Origin of the sequence: Amycolatopsis echigonensis (genome assembly GCF_002846615.1) — a bacterium.
GTDB lineage: Bacteria > Actinomycetota > Actinomycetes > Mycobacteriales > Pseudonocardiaceae > Amycolatopsis > Amycolatopsis echigonensis.
The window spans coordinates 58248-74681 of sequence record NZ_PJMY01000002.1 but is presented as its reverse complement, the minus strand read 5'-3'; the positions used below and the strand labels follow the sequence as shown (position 1 = coordinate 74681).

Annotated in this window: 15 protein-coding genes and 1 pseudogene; 10 read left to right on the top strand and 6 right to left on the bottom strand. The window is 69.3% G+C overall.

All coding sequences use genetic code 11. The annotated features are described in order from the left end of the window. Positions 1 to 5: 5 nt before the first annotated feature. On the bottom strand, positions 6 to 1136 hold the full coding sequence (locus ATK30_RS02005) for a CaiB/BaiF CoA transferase family protein (RefSeq protein ID WP_101434420.1): 1131 nt from the start codon (positions 1134 to 1136) through the stop codon (positions 6 to 8). 106 nt (positions 1137 to 1242) lie between these two features. On the opposite strand from ATK30_RS02005, the gene ATK30_RS02000 reads away from it, so the two are divergent. Next, entirely contained in the window at positions 1243 to 1989 is a 747-nt protein-coding gene (locus tag ATK30_RS02000) for an IclR family transcriptional regulator (protein ID WP_101434031.1), read from the top strand. On the opposite strand, the gene ATK30_RS01995 is transcribed toward ATK30_RS02000, so the two are convergent. Next, positions 1986 to 2393 carry a MarR family winged helix-turn-helix transcriptional regulator gene (locus ATK30_RS01995; protein WP_101434030.1) on the bottom strand — a complete coding sequence of 136 codons (408 nt, stop codon included), beginning with the start codon at positions 2391 to 2393 and terminating at the stop codon, positions 1986 to 1988. The genes ATK30_RS02000 and ATK30_RS01995 overlap by 4 nt on opposite strands. Before the next feature lie 95 nt (positions 2394 to 2488). On the opposite strand from ATK30_RS01995, the gene ATK30_RS01990 reads away from it, so the two are divergent. From ATK30_RS01990 to ATK30_RS01960, 7 genes and pseudogenes are all read left to right on the top strand, one after another. Next, complete coding sequence (locus tag ATK30_RS01990) at positions 2489 to 3559, top strand: substrate-binding domain-containing protein (RefSeq protein WP_101434029.1); 1071 nt, start codon at positions 2489 to 2491, stop codon at positions 3557 to 3559. 88 nt (positions 3560 to 3647) lie between these two features. After that, a complete protein-coding gene (locus ATK30_RS01985) occupies positions 3648 to 4274 on the top strand; it encodes an AmiS/UreI family transporter (protein ID WP_101434028.1) in 627 nt (208 codons plus the stop codon). Positions 4275 to 4298: 24 nt separating this feature from the next. Further along, complete coding sequence (locus tag ATK30_RS01980; protein ID WP_101434027.1) at positions 4299 to 5336, top strand: aliphatic amidase; 1038 nt, start codon at positions 4299 to 4301, stop codon at positions 5334 to 5336. Between the two features lie 55 nt (positions 5337 to 5391). After that, a complete protein-coding gene (locus ATK30_RS01975) occupies positions 5392 to 6426 on the top strand; it encodes an AAA family ATPase (RefSeq protein WP_101434026.1) in 1035 nt (344 codons plus the stop codon). 52 nt (positions 6427 to 6478) lie between these two features. After that, a pseudogene (locus ATK30_RS47220) lies at positions 6479 to 7689 on the top strand (sialidase family protein). Further along, positions 7686 to 8417 (top strand): thioesterase II family protein, encoded by a 732-nt coding sequence (locus tag ATK30_RS01965; protein ID WP_101434025.1) that lies wholly within the window; start codon positions 7686 to 7688, stop codon positions 8415 to 8417. The pseudogene ATK30_RS47220 and the gene ATK30_RS01965 overlap by 4 nt, the downstream one beginning before the upstream one ends. Positions 8418 to 8542: 125 nt before the next feature. After that, positions 8543 to 9022: a nitroreductase family deazaflavin-dependent oxidoreductase gene (locus tag ATK30_RS01960; RefSeq protein WP_101434024.1), complete on the top strand. Its 480-nt coding sequence runs from the start codon at positions 8543 to 8545 to the stop codon at positions 9020 to 9022. A 474-nt stretch (positions 9023 to 9496) separates the two neighbouring features. Here the strand turns inward: ATK30_RS01960 and ATK30_RS01955 are convergent, their stop codons facing one another. Genes ATK30_RS01955 through ATK30_RS01945 form a run of 3 tightly spaced genes read right to left on the bottom strand, consistent with a single transcriptional unit; the run spans position 9497 to position 12415 of the window. Continuing rightward, positions 9497 to 10741 carry an RNA polymerase sigma factor gene (locus ATK30_RS01955; RefSeq protein ID WP_101434023.1) on the bottom strand — a complete coding sequence of 415 codons (1245 nt, stop codon included), beginning with the start codon at positions 10739 to 10741 and terminating at the stop codon, positions 9497 to 9499. After that, positions 10741 to 11124 carry a YciI family protein gene (locus tag ATK30_RS01950; RefSeq protein ID WP_101434022.1) on the bottom strand — a complete coding sequence of 128 codons (384 nt, stop codon included), beginning with the start codon at positions 11122 to 11124 and terminating at the stop codon, positions 10741 to 10743. The genes ATK30_RS01955 and ATK30_RS01950 overlap by 1 nt, the downstream gene beginning before the upstream one ends. A gap of 34 nt (positions 11125 to 11158) precedes the next feature. Then, on the bottom strand, positions 11159 to 12415 hold the full coding sequence (locus ATK30_RS01945; protein WP_101434021.1) for a TetR/AcrR family transcriptional regulator: 1257 nt from the start codon (positions 12413 to 12415) through the stop codon (positions 11159 to 11161). Between the two features lie 94 nt (positions 12416 to 12509). On the opposite strand from ATK30_RS01945, the gene ATK30_RS01940 reads away from it, so the two are divergent. Further along, on the top strand, positions 12510 to 14057 hold the full coding sequence (locus ATK30_RS01940; RefSeq protein WP_101434020.1) for an FAD-dependent monooxygenase: 1548 nt from the start codon (positions 12510 to 12512) through the stop codon (positions 14055 to 14057). A gap of 948 nt (positions 14058 to 15005) precedes the next feature. On the opposite strand, the gene ATK30_RS01935 is transcribed toward ATK30_RS01940, so the two are convergent. Further along, positions 15006 to 15626, bottom strand: coding sequence for an L-threonylcarbamoyladenylate synthase (locus ATK30_RS01935; RefSeq protein ID WP_101434019.1), 621 nt, complete (start codon positions 15624 to 15626; stop codon positions 15006 to 15008). An 83-nt stretch (positions 15627 to 15709) separates the two neighbouring features. Between ATK30_RS01935 and ATK30_RS01930 the strand changes: the two genes are divergently transcribed. Beyond that, positions 15710 to 16429, top strand: a complete 720-nt coding sequence (locus ATK30_RS01930; protein ID WP_101434018.1) for an MgtC/SapB family protein — start codon at positions 15710 to 15712, stop codon at positions 16427 to 16429. Positions 16430 to 16434: the final 5 nt, after the last annotated feature.

Here is a 16434-nt window from a genome sequence, read left to right as displayed (position 1 = left end):
GTGTCTCATTTCTTCTCCTCTGCGAGCCAGCGGCGAATCTCGTCGCTGTGCTGCCCCAGCCGGGGCGGGGCGGAATAGCGGGCGACCGGCGTGTCCGAATAGCCGATCGGATGGCGGACCTGCGGCGGCGCGTCGTCGCCGACCGGCACCGTCGGGGCGAGCCCGAGCGATTCCGCGAGCTTGAACCCGTCCGCGAGATCCCCGACCGGGCCGGCCGGCACGCCGACCTCGGTCAGCCGCGCGGCCCACGCCGCAACGGTGTCCGTGCCGAGCTGCTGTTCGAGCGCGGCTCTCAATTCCGGACGGTTGCGCACGCGCTCGGCATTCGTCGCGAACCGCTCGTCGTCGGCCAGCTCCGGAACGCCCAGCACCTCCGCGAGACGGCGGAACTGCCCGTCGTTGCCGCAGGCGAGCGCGAGCACGTCGTCCTTGCAGCGCAACGTTTCGTACGGCGCGATGGACGGATGCGAGTTGCCCATCCGGCGCGGCGCGCGTCCGGTCGTGAGATACGAGGAAGCCTGGTTGGCCATCGAACCGAGCAAACTGGACAGCAGATTCACCTCGACGCGCTGTCCCCGTCCGGTCTTCTCCCGGGCTCGCAACGCGGCGAGAATGCCGATGGTGGCGTCCTTCGCGGCGAGCACGTCGACCAGCGCGACGCCGACCTTCGCCGGTTCGCCGTCCTCGGCGCCGGTGACGCTCATCAGCCCGCCCATCGCCTGCACGAGGAAGTCGTAACCGGGCAGGTCCGCGTCGCCGCCGAAGCCGGAAACCGAGCAGTACACAATGCCGGGATTACCCACGCGGACGGATTCGTAGTCGAGCCCGCGCCGCCCCAGCGCGCCGGACCGGAAGTTCTCCACGAGCACGTCGGCGCGCCGGGCGAGTTCGCGCGCCAGGACCAGGTCGTCCGGGTCGCCGAGATCGAGCACCACGGACTGCTTGGACCGGTTGGCGCATTCGAAGTACGAGCTGGAGTGCGCGGTCCACGGCGGGCCCCAGCCGCGGGTGTCGTCCCCGGAACCGGGCCGCTCGACCTTGACCACCGTCGCCCCGAGGTCCGCCAGGTTCACGCACGCCAGCGGACCGGCCAGCACCCGGCTGAAGTCCGCGACGACGACACCGTCCAGTGGCATGCTCACGAGCGCACCTCCTCGCTACGCATACTGGCATCAAAATACGTATTTACGCAACCCACTGGTCCGGGTAGAGTCCGCGATCACCCGAGGAGAGAAAGCACCGATGCCGACGCACCCCACGCCGGACGGCCGCCCGAGGCCGCACCACCGGATGATCGACCGGGTGTCGACCATCCTGGAGCGGGCCGCGCGCTCCCGGAACGGGGTCACGCTCACCGAGTTCGCCCGCGAACTCGACGCGCCGATGAGCTCGATCCAGGGCCTGGTCAACGGCCTAGTCGCGACCGGTTACCTCGACGAGCACGACCGCCGCTACTCGCTCGGCCCGGCGCCGTACCTGCTGGTGCGGCTGGTCGGCCGCCCCACCGTCACCACGGTGTCGCACGAAGATCTGGAAGCGCTGCACGAGGAAACCGGCATGACCGCAGTGCTGGCGATCATGGTCGGCAGCGACCTCTACTACGTCGACTACGCCTCGCACGACCCGCGCTACGCCTACCTCGCCGAAGGGTTCGTGCGCCGCTCGCCGATCCGCACGTCGACCGGCTGGATCCTGTTGGCTGCCATGGAAAACCGGGACTTGTGGCCGCAGATCGGCGCGCTGCCGCCCGCTGACGCCGAACTGGTCGAACGCTTCGTGCAGGACCTGACCCGGATCCGCACCGAAGGCCTGGTCGCCGCGCCGAGCGCCTCCACCGAAGCCGACGGCGTGTCCGTCGCCGTGGTCGAGGACGGCCGAACCGTCGCCGCCGTCGGCATCATGGGCAGCCACGCCGAGGTCGCCGAACGCAAAGCCGAACTGGTGAAGGTCCTGACCCAGCGTCGTCGCGAGTGGCAAGCACGGTTCTAACCGGGATCAACACTCACGAGGGCCGCCGCCACGCCCCCGTCGGGATCCAGCTCGCGTTCGACCTCGGCCAGCCGGGCCGTCGCCCGCTGATGCGCACTGCGCCCGCGCGGCGCGAGATACACCCGGACCCGCCGCCGGTCCTCGACGTCCACCTCGCGGTACGCCGCCGCGGTGGTGACCAGCCGGTCGACCACGCGGGTCAGCGTCGGCCCGGTGACCAGCGTGTGCCCGGCCAGTTCGGTCATCGTGAGGCCGTCGCCGGCGGCGAGCGCGTCCAGCACCAGCCAGCCGTCGAGGGTCAGCCCCTCCTTCTTGAGGAGCGGCTCGATCCGCAGGGTGACCGCGCGTGCGGTGCGGGTGAGCGTCCGGATCAACGACGCCTCGGCCGCCTGTGCCTGCCTCATCCGCCCGCCCTCGTTCCGCCCTTGCGCAAATGTCTCCGCATTGTAAGACTTCCAAATGGAAGCAAGTCAACCCGGCAAGGAAGCCCGGAGCCGGCATGGGACTCGGAGTCGCCAGCCGCGTGAGCGCGTTGCGCGTCGCGCTGGTCGTCCCGCTGCAGGGACCGGCGGGCCTTTTCGGGCCCTCGTGCGAGGCGATCAGCGAACTCGCGGTCCGGGAGCTGAACGACACGGGCGGCATCCTCGGCCGCGAAGTGACGCTGGAAGTCGTCGACGGCGGCGCACCGCCCGCCCAGGTCGCCTCGGCCGTGCGACGGCTGGTCGACGCGGGCGAGATCGACGCGGTCACCGGCTGGCACATTTCCTCGGTCCGCAACGCACTCGCGCCAGTGCTCGCCGACCGGGTGCCGTATGTGTACACGTCGCTCTACGAAGGCGGCGAAAGTCGTTCCGGCATCTACTGTTCCGGCGAAATCCCGCGCGTGCAGATCCAGCCCGCGCTGCGGTGGCTGCGCGACAACTGCGGTGCGCGCACCTGGTTCGTGGCCGGTGACGATTACGTGTGGCCGCGCGGTTCGGCGAGCGCGATCCGGCGCTACGCAAGGGAACTCGATCTCCAGATCGTCGGCGAAGCCTTCGTCGGGCTCGGCTCCGGCGACATGGCGCGGCTCGTCCGGCGCGTCGAAACCTCGGTGTGCGACGGCGTTCTCATGCTCTTCGTCGGACAGGACGCGGTCCGGTTCAACCGGCAGTTCGCCGCACGCGGACTCCACGAGCAGATGCTGCGGTTCAGCCCGCTGATGGAGGAAAACATGCTCCTCGCCAGCGGAGCCGAGGCGACCCGAAACCTCTTCGCCTCCGCCGCGTACTTCCGCTCCCTCGTCACCGCGGACGCGATGGACCTGCTCGGCCGGTACGTCCACCTGCACGGCCCGGCCGCGCCGCCGCTCAACAACGCGGCCGAATCCTGTTACGAGGGCCTGCACACGTTCGCCGAACTCGCCCGCCGCGCAGGCACTCCGGACCTGCGCGCGCTGAACGCCGCCATCGACGGCGTGGCCTACGACGGACCGCGCGGCACCGTCGAATTCCACGGCCAGCAAGCCGCTCAGCACGTGCACCTCGCCGCCGCGCACGGCTGCGACTTCGATCCGATCACCCGGCTCTGACCCGGCCGCCCCCGGTCTTGACGGCCGACTCCCGGCCATTTATTTTCATTTGACAGTATTTCACCTGGTACCAACTGAGGAGCGTGCGATGAACAACGTCGGCCTGCTCTACGTCGGGGCGGTACTGCTGGTCAACGGGCTGATGCTGCTCGGGCGCGTGCCCGCGCGGTCGGCCGCCGCGCTGAATCTGTTCGTGGGCGGGCTGCAGTGCGTGACGCCGACGGTGCTGATCATCCAGGCGCACGGGGATTCCGAGGCGATCCTCGGCGCGTCCGGGCTGTTCCTGTTCGGCTTCACCTATCTGTACGTCGGAATCGCCAACCTCGCCGGGCTCGAACCCGAGGGCATCGGCTGGTTCTCGCTGTTCGTCGCGGGCGCCGCGATCGTGTACGCCGGCTTGGCGTTCTGGCGGCAGCACGATCCGGTGTTCGGCGTCATCTGGCTGTCTTGGGCTCTGTTGTGGGGCCTGTTCTTCCTCGTGCTCGGGCTGGGCCGCGAGGAGCTGACCCGGTTCACCGGCTGGACGACCGTCCTGCTGAGCCAGCCGACCTGCACGCTGCCCGCGTTCCTCGCGCTCACCGGCGGCTACCGCTCCACCACGAGCGCCGCTCTCATCGCGGCGGCGGCCGCCGTCCTGCTTGTCGCTCTCGCCGCGGTGCTCGGGTTCCGCGGCCAGCCTCGCTCCGTCCACGACCGCGCCGCGGCCGCGGCCTGACCCTCCATCCAAAGGAGAAATCCCATGCGACACGGTGACATTTCCTCGAGCCCGGACACGGTCGGCATCGCGGTCGTGAACTACAAGATGCCGCGGCTGCATACGAAGGCCGAGGTGCTGGACAACGCGCGCAAGATCGCCGACATGGTGGTCGGCATGAAGGGCGGCCTGCCCGGAATGGACCTCGTCGTGTTCCCCGAATACTCGACGCAGGGGATCATGTACGACGAGCAGGAAATGTACGAGACCGCGGCGACCGTGCCCGGCGAGGAGACCGCGATCTTCTCCGCCGCCTGCCGCGAGGCCGACACCTGGGGCGTTTTCTCGATCACCGGCGAACAGCACGAGGACCACCCGGACAAACCGCCGTACAACACCCTGGTGCTGATCGACAACCATGGCGAGATCGTGCAGAAGTACCGGAAAATCCTGCCGTGGTGCCCGATCGAGGGCTGGTACCCCGGTGACACGACGTACGTCACCGACGGTCCGAAGGGGCTCAAGATCTCGCTGATCATCTGCGACGACGGCAATTACCCGGAAATCTGGCGGGATTGCGCGATGAAGGGCGCCGAGCTGATCGTCCGCTGCCAGGGCTACATGTACCCGGCGAAGGACCAGCAGGTGCTGATGGCGAAAGCCATGGCGTGGGCCAACAATTGCTACGTCGCGGTCGCCAACGCGGCCGGATTCGACGGCGTGTACTCGTATTTCGGCCACTCCTCCATCATCGGCTTCGACGGCCGGACGCTCGGCGAAACCGGCGAGGAGGAATACGGCATCCAGTTCGCCCAGTTGTCGCTCTCGGCGATCCGTGACGCCCGCGAGTACGACCAGTCGCAGAACCATCTGTTCAAGCTGCTGCACCGGGGCTACTCGGGCGTGCACGCGGCCGGCGACGGCGACAAGGGCGTCGCGGACTGCCCGTTCGAGTTCTACCGCACCTGGGTCACCGACGCGCAGAAAGCGCAGGAGAACGTCGAGGCCATCACGCGCAGCACGATCGGCGTCGCGGAATGCCCGGTCGGCCAGCTGCCCGCGGAAAAGACCAAACAGGCCTGACCATCCGCTGACCGCCGGTTCCGGTTTTCGGTTTTCGGTTCAGGGAAAGGACACCATGCCGTTCATCACCGACAGGTACCACGACCAGAACCGGAACCGGCAGCCAGCCGCCCCCACTGTGTCCACTCCGGACACTCCCGCCTCCTTGGCGGAACGCCTGCGCAGCCGCGTCCTGGGCCAAGACCCGGCCGTCGACGCCGTCGTCCGGGCAATCACCCTGGCCCGCGCGGGCGCGACCGAACCCGACCGTCCACCCGCGACAGTCCTGCTGCTGGGCCCGACCGGGGTAGGCAAAACCGAACTGGTGCGCCAATTAGCCGCCGCCCTGCGCTCCGGCCCGGACGATCTGTGCCGGGGGGACATGAACTCCCTCGCCCAAGAACACTACGCAGCCTCCTTCAACGGCGCCCCGCCCGGATACGCGGGAAGCAAGGAAGCCTTCACCGTCTTCGATCGCTCCACTGTGGAGGGCGACCCGTACACCCCGGGGATCGTCCTCTTCGACGAGGTGGAAAAGGCTCACCCCACCGTTCTGCGCGCACTGCTGGGCGTCCTCGACAACGGAATGCTGCGTCTCGCGAACGGCCAGGAAAAGATCTCCTTCCGCAACAGCTTCGTCTTCATGACCTCAAACCTGGGCTCGAAAGAACTCGCCCGCCGCCGCGGGTCCCGCTGGCGCACGCTCCTGGACCGCGGCCACACCCGCCGGGCGGTCGTCGACAAAGCCCTGCGGTCGTTCTTCGACCCGGAGTTCCTGAACCGCATCGACGAGACCGTGATCTTCGACGAACTGGACCGCACCACTGTCGAGCGCGTCGCCCGCCTGGAAACCGACCTGCTGCGCGCGAGGCTCCGCCGCCGCGGTGTCGAGCTCCAGGTGGACGAATCCGCCGTCCGCCTGCTCGCCGACCAGGGTTTCGACCCGGTCTACGGCGCCCGCGGCCTGCGCCGGACCCTGCGCACGCACCTGGCCGCCCCGGTCGCCGAGGAAATCCTGCGCGCACGCCCGACCGGCACCGCCCCGCTGCGGATCACCGCGACCGCCGCGGCCGGAACCGTCCGCGCGACCGCCACCGGTCCGGCGTCTTGACGCCGCGCGACCTCCTCTCTATGTTCTCCGGACATAGGACGTCGGACATCCCATGTCCGGAGCGAGAGGCGGTCCCCCGGTGCTCCCGAGAACAGTCACGATTGCGCTCGCCGCAACGATCTTGAGCGTCATCCCGGCCCCACCGGCCAGCGCAACACCCGGCTGCACCTCGTCGACTCCGTTCATCTCAGGCACCGAGGGCTACCACACCTTCCGCATCCCCGCAGTGGTCCGCGCGGCGAACAACTCACTGATCGCCTTCGCCGAAGGCCGCCGCGACTCCCCCGGCGACTCCGGCGCGATCCAGACCGTCGCCAAAACCTCCCGTGACGGCGGCTGCACCTGGGGCAGCCTGAGCGTAGTGGACAGCAACGGCGAGGCCACCGCCGGAAACCCGACCCCTGTCGTAGCCCGCAACGGCGACCTGGTGCTGTTGACTGTCCACAACGGACCCGTCAGCGAGAAAGCCATCATGTCCGGCACCGTGTCCCCGCAAGATACCCGCCGGGTTTTCGTCCAGCGCAGCCCCGACAACGGCCGCACCTGGACGCCCGCCCGCGACATCACCGCCACGACGAAACTCCCGTCCTGGCGCTGGTACGCCACCGCCCCGGGCACGCGACCCTGCTTCAGCACGGCCGGCACGCCGGGCGGATCGTCGTGCCCGCCAACCACTCCAGCGCACCTCCCGCCGGTTCCGCGGACGTCGGAACCGAAACCAAGTACTACGGCGGCCACGACCTCTACAGCGACGACAACGGCCGTACCTGGCACATCGGCTTCACCGACGACCCGACCGACGGCGTCATCGCCCCCAACGAAACCACCGCCACTGAATTGCCCGACGGCACCGTCTACTTCTCAAGCCGCAACCAAGGCTCCGCCCCGGAAAACCGGCTCGACGCCTACAGCACCGACGGCGGCCGCACCCTGACCCGTCCCTATCAAGTGCAGCCGACCCTGTCCGGCCCGAAGGTAGAAGGCAGCGTCCTGCAAACGACCAACCCCCGCGTACTCCTCTACTCCGGCCCCTCCGACCCCGCCGCCCGCCGCACGATGCAACTGAGGACCAGTTCGGACCGCGGCAGAACCTGGCAGCCGTCGACCGTTCTCGCCGACGCTCCCGCCGGTTACTCCGATCTGGTGCAACCAGACCGTTTCACCGTCGGCGTCCTGTTCGAAACCGGAGTCGCCAGCGCGTACGAGAAGATCGAATTCCGCAGGCTTTCTCTGTGCCCGTCCCCGCTAAAATCGCCCGCATGACGGACCCGTGGCTACGCCGCTTCCACCCCGCCGACGACGCCCCCGCCCGTGTGGTGTGCCTGCCGCACGCGGGCGGCGCAGCCCCGTTCTTCCACCCGCTGTCGAAAGCGCTGTCCCCCGCCGTCGATGTCCTCGCGGTGCAATATCCCGGCAGGCAGGACCGCATGGCCGAACCCGCCCTGCGCACCATCGGCGAGCTGGCGGACGGCGTCACCCAAGCCCTCCTGGCGTGGCTGGACCTGCCGGTGGTGCTGTTCGGCCACAGCATGGGCGCGACGCTCGCGTACGAGGTAGGCCTGCGCCTGGAGTCAAGAGGTACCCCCGCGGAGGCGGTGGTCGTTTCGGGGCGCCGAGCCCCGTCCCGCCTGGTCCACGACCGAGTCCACCTCCAAGACGACGAGGGTTTGCTGTCCGAGATCGAAGGCCTGGCAGGCACCGACCCGAGGGTGCTGCGAGACCCGGAACTGCGAGAGCTGTTCCTGCCAGCCCTGCGAGCGGACTACACGGCCGTCGAGACCTACCGCCCGAGCCCAGGCCCGCTCGCCGCGCCCATCCACGCCCACACCGGAGACGCCGCCCCCCACGCCCCCGTGGACGACGTGCAAGCCTGGTCGTCGCACACCAGCGGCGAGTTCACGCTGACCACGTACCCAGGCGGCCATTTCTACCTGGTCGACCACGCGGCCGCGCTGACCGACGCCCTCCTGAAACTGACGAGCGGGTTGTAGGTTTCGCTTCGCCTTCTCAGCCTGTTCGCTCCGGTTCTGCCCGCCCGTCCCCCACAGCTGCCGAACTATCCGCCCAAGCAGCCACCCCGGCGGCTTCCCCTACACCGCCCCGTAGGCTGCCGCCCATGGAACTGCGCAGGATGTTCGCCGGTTTGGGCCGCAGCAAGGCATTCGCCGCGTTCGGCCAGGCGATGATGCCCGCCGACCGCCTGCTCCTCCGCATCAGCGGCGGCCGCCTGGGCGTAGGCGCGGCAGTGGGACTGCGCACCCTCCTGCTCACCACGATCGGCCGCACGACCGGCGAACCACGCCAGGTCCCGCTGCTGTACGTCGAACGCTCCGGCGGATACGTCGTGATCGGCTCCAACTGGGGCGGCGAACGCCACCCCGCCTGGACGGCAAACCTCCTGTCCCACCCCGACGCGACAGTCTCCGTCCACGGCCGCGCCGTGCCAGTCCGAGGCCGTCTCCTGAAAGACGACGAACGACAGGAAATGTGGGACGCAGTCGCCTCCTACTGGCCGGCCTACGACCGCTACGCCGAACGCGCCGCCCACCGCGAAATCCGCGTATTCCTCCTGGAACGCACAAACTCCGCCCCCTGACCGGACCTGGTTCGCTCCGGATATCCCCGATTTCTCCGGCGCATACCCGCGGAAACCTCAATCCGGCGACCCGCTCGTCCGGCAGCACTCCGACCTACTCGCCATACCCGGCGACCTATCCACCCCAGCAACGCCACGCGACCAACTCGCTGACCGCACTGGTGGCCCATCTACCCCAGCGACACAGCTCGACCAAGACGCTGACAACTCTGCTTTGCTCTCCCACCGGGCCACCTATCCACCCCAGCAACGCCACGCGACCAACTCGCTGACCACTCTGGTGGCCCATCTACCCCAGCGACACAGCTCGACCACGACGCTGACAACTCGGCTTTCTCTCCCGGCGGGCCGCCCAGCCCAGCGACTTCGTCAGCCGCGCGGCCGAACCGACGGCGCAACCCACCGCCCGCCCAACCCGAAACCGCCTGCCTCACGCCTGACGATCCTCCCGCCAACCTGCGAGGCACCACCCGCCTACCCTTCGCGTGGAAGGAGTTTCGCCGCCTTCGCCTGGAGATACCGCCGTTCCGGAATGCTGCTCGTCCGTTTCGCCGCGCGCAGGTAATGCTCGCGCGCACTCGCGGTATCACCAGCGAGTTCGAGCAGATGCGCACGGACCGCGTCGAGCCGGTGGCCCTGCTTCAGGCGCGCGTCGTCCTCGAGAGTGGCCAGCAGTGCCAGAGCTTTCTCCGGACCGTGAACCATCGCGACCGCGATCGCCCGGTTGAGCGTCGTGACGGGGCTGGGCGCGAGTTCTTCGAGCAGGCCGTACAACTCCAGGATCTGCGCCCAGTCAGTGGAATCGGCGCCCGCCGCCTGGTCGTGCAGTGCCGCGATGGCAGCTTGCACCTGGTACGGCCCCACCGGGCCTTGGCCGAGTACCCGATTCACCAGCTCCAGCCCCTCGACGATCAACGGCACCATCCACTTTCGACGGTCTTGTTCGGCGAGCGGCGTCAGCGTTCCGTCCGGCCCGGTGCGCGCGGGCCGTCGCGCGTCGGTGAGCAGCATGAGCGCGAGCAGCCCCGCGACCTCGCCATCGTCCGGCAGCAAGGCATGGACGGCGCGCGTCAGCCGGATCGCTTCCTCGGACAGTTCGGCCCGATGCAGATTCTCGCCGGAGGTCGCCGTGTATCCCTCGTTGAAGATCAGGTACAGCACATGCAAGACGACCTGCAGCCGAGCCGGCCAATCCTCGGCGGACGGAGGCGTGAAGGTCGAACCAGCCGCCGCGACGGTCTCCTTCGCCCGCGTGATCCGGCGCGCCATGGTGCCTTCCGGCACGAGGAACGCGCGCGCGATCTCCGCCGTCGTCAATCCGCCGACCGCACGCAGCGTCAGCGCGACCTGCGAGCTGGGCGTAATCGCCGGATGGCAGCACAGGAACAGCAACGTCAACGTGTCGTCCTGCTCCGGCGGCTGCTCGTCCTCCGGCCCGGGCACCGCCGCGGTCAGCGCGACGTCTTGCACCGCAACAGTTTCTTCGCGCCGCCGACGGGCGCTCTCGCTGCGCCAAAGGTCGGTCAGCCGACGGGTGGCAACCGTGAGCAGCCATGCGCGCGGGTTGTCCGGCACCTCGCCGGCCGACCACTGCTCGACCGCCGCGACGAGCGCCTCCTGCACCGCGTCCTCGCACGCCTCGAACTGCCCGTACCGCCGCACGAGCGTCCCGAGCACCTGCGGCACGAGCGGCCGGAGCAGCTCGCCGACGTCCGCCATCAGCCGAAGTCGGACTGTGTTTCCGCGTCAGCGAAGAACACGACCGGCCGGACCTCGATGCCGAGCCCGTCGATCCTCGCGTCGGGAATCATCGCCGCGACCTCCAGCGCCCGGTCCCGGCTCTCGCATTCGACCAGGTAGAACCCGGCGAGGAACTCCTTCGACTCCGCGAACGGACCGTCGGTGACCGCGGGCACCCCGCCGCGCACCCGCACGACGGCACTGTCCTCCGGCCCGCCGAGCGCCTGCGTGTTGATCATCTCGCCGGACGCCCGGATCTTCGCTACGAAGTCCGCGTGCCCGTCCATCACCTCCTGTCGGGTCTCCTCGCTCAGCCCTTCCCATACGTCGGGGTTCATGTGCATCGTCAGCAGGAACTTCACGTCGTCTCCCCACCAGCCGGTCCTGGCGACCAACCTAGCGGAGCCGCGCGGCGATGCCGTCGAGCAGACATTCGAGGCCGAGCTCGAACTGCGCGTCCTCGGCCGCGGGCGCGCCTGTCCTCTGCGCTCGATCAGCAGCATCCGCCGCCTGGTCCGTGACCACATGGCCCGACCCAGCCGCTCGACCTGAGCCCGTCGACCGACCGGTTCCGGTCGGCTGACCGGTTCCCGTCGGCTGCCCCGCTCCGGCAACCGCCCACGCATCCCGAGCCCGGACCGCTCCGGCACCCGGCTGACCGACCTCAGCCGAGTCGAGACGACTCCCGTCCCCTCGACCAGTCCCAGCCGCCCGGCCAGTCCCAGCCACCCGGCCAGTCCCAGCCGCCCGGCCAGAGCCAGCCGCCCGGCCAGTCCCAGCCACCTGGCCAGAGCCAGCAGCCACGCGGTCCGCCTCAGCCGCCCGCCCAGATCCGGCCACGTCCGCATCCGCCCGAGCGGCCACCTCCGCACCCGGCCGAGCGGCCGCCTCACCGGCACCGGCCCCGCGGCCCGAACCGGTCACCCGGCCAGACTCGTCCGTCTCCGCGACCGATCCGGCCCCCTCCGCCTTGACCGCGCCGGTCTCGCCAGCCGCGTCGTGCCGCTCGGCCAGAAAGCTCTCCAGCACCTGCACAAGCAACGGATACGGACTGTCCTCCGACGCGATGTCGCCGAACCACGCCCGCGCCTGCCGCTGCACGTCCACCACGTCGACGAACGCGTTGCGCTGCCACATCGCCCGCTCTTCCGCCCACTGCAGCGCCTGACCGATGACGTACCCGTCGAGCAGCCGGGCGTACCCGAGCGCCGACGCGAGGTCCTGCCCCAGCCGGTCGAACGTCGCCAGCACGAACTCCGTCCGCCGGCTCGCGTTGGGCCCCGCCGGGGGCCGTTGGTGCACGAACCGCGCGTACCACGGATGCCGCTTCGTCATCGCCCACATCTCGACCGCGACAGCAGTCAACTCGCCCCGCCAGTCCTCGCCCGGGACTTCCGGGGTGCGCACCTCGCTGTTCGCCAGGTCCAGCATCAGGTCCACCAGACCGTCTTTGCTGTGCACGTAGCGGTACAGCGACATCGGCGTGGACGCGCCCAGCTCCTTCGCCACTGCCCGCATCGTGAGCGCCTCCGCGCCACCGTGGTCGGCCAGCCGTACAGCCGCGTTGACGATGTCGATTCGTCCGAGGCCCCAACCGCGTTCCGGCGGCTCAGGCAACAGCCAAATCGGCGGTGTCGGCCCTTGATCTCCCATTCAACTCCCTGTCTCCAGCCCGCTTGCGTACACAGTACATCGTCATGTACAACGTACACAAGATGTACGACGTACACGACCTGGGGGTTACGAAATGACAGCACGAATTCCCGTTCTGATCTGCGGCGGAGGGATCGCCGGGCTCACTGCAGCCCTGTTGCTGCACCGCGAGGGGGTAGCGCCGATGCTGGTGGAAAAGCACGCCGGCACGTCCCCGCAGCCGAAAGCACGCCGGTTCAACCCGCGCAGCACCGAAGTGTTCCGCTTGCTCGGCCTCATGGACGAGGTCGAGCAAGCGAGCGCACCGCTCGCGTCGTTCACCGGAATGCTGACCGGCACCACGCTGGCCGACGCGACCTGGCCCGAGGTCACCGACACTCTGCGCGAACGGCTCGCCCAGCACGCGAAAATGCCCGATCTCAGCCCGGCGCCAAGCGTGCTGTGTCCGCAGGACGTGCTGGAACCGGTGCTGCGGCAGGCCGCCGCCGAGCGCGGGGTGTCGGTTCGGTTCGGCACCGAGTTGGTCGCGTTCGAGCAGGACGGCACCGGGATCACCGCCGAACTGCGCCCACCCGATGGCGAGCCGTACCAGGTCAGCGCCGAATACCTGATCGCGGCGGACGGCGCGCGCAGTCCGATCCGCACCGCGCTCGGCATTCCGCGCAGCGGGCACGGGCATCTGGCCGACAATCTCGACATTTGCTTCCGCGCCGACCTCGCCGAGCTCGTCCGGGACAAACCGTTCAACCTGTGCCGGATCGAAAACCCGGCCGCTTCCGGTGCGTTCGTGTCGGTCAACGGCACCGACCGGTGGCTCTTCTCCACCTCTGACTTCCCCGGCTCGGAATCCCTGGGCGAGGACGGCTGGTGCGAGTTGCTGCGCACCGTCGTCGGCGCACCGGACCTCGAAGTCGAAGTGCTGAGCCGGATGCACTGGGAGTCAGGAATGTACGTGGCCGACCGGTTCTCCTCCGGCCGGGTCTTCCTGGCCGGCGACGCCGCACACGCGATGCCGCCGATGGCTGCCGCGGGTGCGAATACCGCGATCGCGGACGTAGCCAACCTCGCCTGGAAACTCGCCGCGGTGCTGTCCGGCAAAGCGACGCCCGCCCTGCTCGACACCTACCACGCCGAGCGATACCCGATCGGGTACGCGACGGCGGAGTTCTCCAGCATGGCCAGCGGCCATCTCGGAACCATGCTCAGCGCGATCACCAGCGACGACGCGCCGCGCATCGACCCGCTCGCCACGCTGTTCGGCGTGCAATACGACCACGGCGCCTTCGTCCCGGACGGACGCGGTCCCGCACCAGAAGACCGGTACGCCCCGGCCGGTCGTCCAGGCACCCGAGTGCCACACGCTTGGCTCGACGCCACGACGTCCACAGTGGACTTGGCGGGGCCTGGCCTCGCCTTGCTATGCGGCCCGGACCACACCCGGTGGACAGCCGAAGCCGACCGCCTAGGCCTCCGTCTCGTTCCCGTCTCGGACGAGGCATGGCTGGCCGAGACAGAACTGCCTGCCGACGGCGCGCTGCTGCTCCGGCCGGACGCCATCGTCGGCTGGCATTCCTCGTCGGAGGTCCCGCTTGCCGACGCCCTGGCCCGCATGCTCAACACCCCCGTGGAGGCAACCGTGTGATCTCTTCGACGGTGCCCGGGTTCGCCCGCCCCGCGGCACCGGATCTGCCACCCATCCGACGCAAGAGAGGAGTATCGATCGAACGCACCTGAGAGCGCGGACCCCGGTGCCGGTTACCTGCCAGCCCGCTTCGGCACCGACCGGTTGCGATCCGCCGCTGTCTCTCCTGTCCAGGCCGAACCGCGCCACCATGCCAGCCCGCGCTTGGCGCGGCTCGTGTCCGACGGAGACTGCAGCTGCCGACGCCCCCGACGGCGACAATCGCCGCAGCTCGCGCCAACGGGAATCCAGCGCCAACAGGAGTCTAGAGAGCCATGGCCGCTGCCGAGGGAGGCCCTCGAGCGTGCCGCGGCTGCGCTTCCCTCCGGACCCGCCAGCGGTTCGCGCTGGACGTGCCACCGGGCGATACCGGACGCGCCAGCGGTTCATGCCCAACGTGCCACCGGATCACGCCGGACGCGCCAGCGGTTCATGCCGAACGCGCCACCGGATCACGCCGGAGGCACGGCTGGACCACGTCGGTCGCCGTCGAGGGTGCTCGGCTTATCCGGCGACGAGAAGGTTCCGCCGCCTGCATCAGGAGAAGGAGGCTCGCCAGCGACCTGCATTACCGTCCGCCGACCCGCCGCGGTCGTCACTCCGAGTGGCCTGCGCCAGCATGCGCTCGTATCCGCAGCAGGCCGGAGCTGCGAACGTCCGCCGCGCGACCCGCGCTACCCAGCCTCGCGGCGACCGTTCCGGACCACGAGCAGTCGGTTCAAGCCGCCGGTACCAGTGGCCGTCAGTAGACAGCCCGTGTCGGCAGCTGCCGCGTCAAGAAGCTGTCAGGTGCAGCCGTCGAGCCCGGCAAACCGCGTCAACAACGTCACGCCGAGCGGCCCGAGAGCACCGCCCGCATCAGGATCACAACCAGACCACAGGAGGCGACAAAACCGATGACGACCCTGGTCACTCGAACCGGGACGGGTCTCCCGCCCCATGCCGCACGACCTCCGCCTCTCCCGAGGTGAAGTCGATCACCGTGGTGGGTTCCACACCGCAGTCGCCGGAGTCGATGACGGCGTCCAGTACGTGGTCGAGTTCTTCCTTGATCTCCCAGCCCTGGGTGAGGGGCTCGCCGGAATCGGGCAGCAGCAGCGTGCTCGACAGGATCGGCTCGCCCAGTTCGCCGAGCAGTTGCTGGGTCACCACGTGGTCGGGGATCCGTACGCCGACGGTCTTCTTCTTGGCGTGCAGCAGCCGCCGCGGGACTTCCTTTGTCGCCGGGAGGATGAACGTGTACGCGCCGGGGGTGCTGGCCTTGATGGCGCGGAACACCGCGTTGTCGATGTGCACGAACCGGCCGAGCTGGGCGAAGTCCTGGCAGACGAGCGTGAAGTGGTGCCGGTGGTCGAGCTTGCGGATGGTGCGGATCCGTTCCATCCCCTGCTGGTTGCCGATGCGGCAGCCGAGCGCGAAGCACGAGTCGGTCGGGTAGGCGATGAGCCCGTCGTCACGCAGCAGGTCGACCACCTGGGAGAGCGCGCGGCGCTGCGGGTTCTGCGGGTGCACGTCGAAGTAGCGGGCCATTGCCCGAGCTTAGGCGTGATCGCCGGGCCGGGCGCGCGGGCTCTCTGAGGGCCGGGCACAGTGACGGGAGAGGAGGTACGTCCGTGCATGCTCTTTGGTCCACCGGCGAACAGTGGGAACTGCTGCCTCCAGTGCTGCTCGCCCTGCTGCTCAGCACGGTGATCGGCATTGAGCGCGAGGTCGGCAACAAACAGGCCGGCCTGCGCACGCACACGCTGGTCGGCGTCGGGTCGGCGGTCTTCATGCTGGTGTCGAAATACGGCTTCGCCGATTTGCTCGGCATCGAGCACGTCGCACTCGACCCGTCGCGGATCGCCGCGCAGATCGTGTCCGGCATCGGGTTCGTCGGCGGCGGGCTGATCTTCGTGCGCCGCGACGCGGTGCGCGGCCTCACCACCGCGGCGACCGTCTGGCTCGCCGCGGCCGTCGGAGTCGCGTGCGGTGCCGGGCTTCCGGTGCTGGCCGTCGCGACCACTGCCGGGCTTGTCGTGATCACGCGCGGATTCCCGCCGATTTCCCGGTTCGTCGCGCGCCATCGGCGGCAGCCGCCGATTCTCCGGTTGAGCTATGCCGACGGCCACGGAGTACTGCGTGCCGTCCTCGCCACGTGCACCGACCGGGGTTGGGCCGTCCACCGCGTGGCGGTCGACCGCGAGACAGTTTCCGAAGAGGGACAACGGATCGCGGTCGTCACCTTGCTGTTGCAGGGGCGCGGAGATCTTCCCGAACTCACCGCGGAACTGGCCGAATTGCCCGGCGTGCGAAGCACCGCGACCGGCACTGAAGACCCGCTCGAAGATTGACCCGC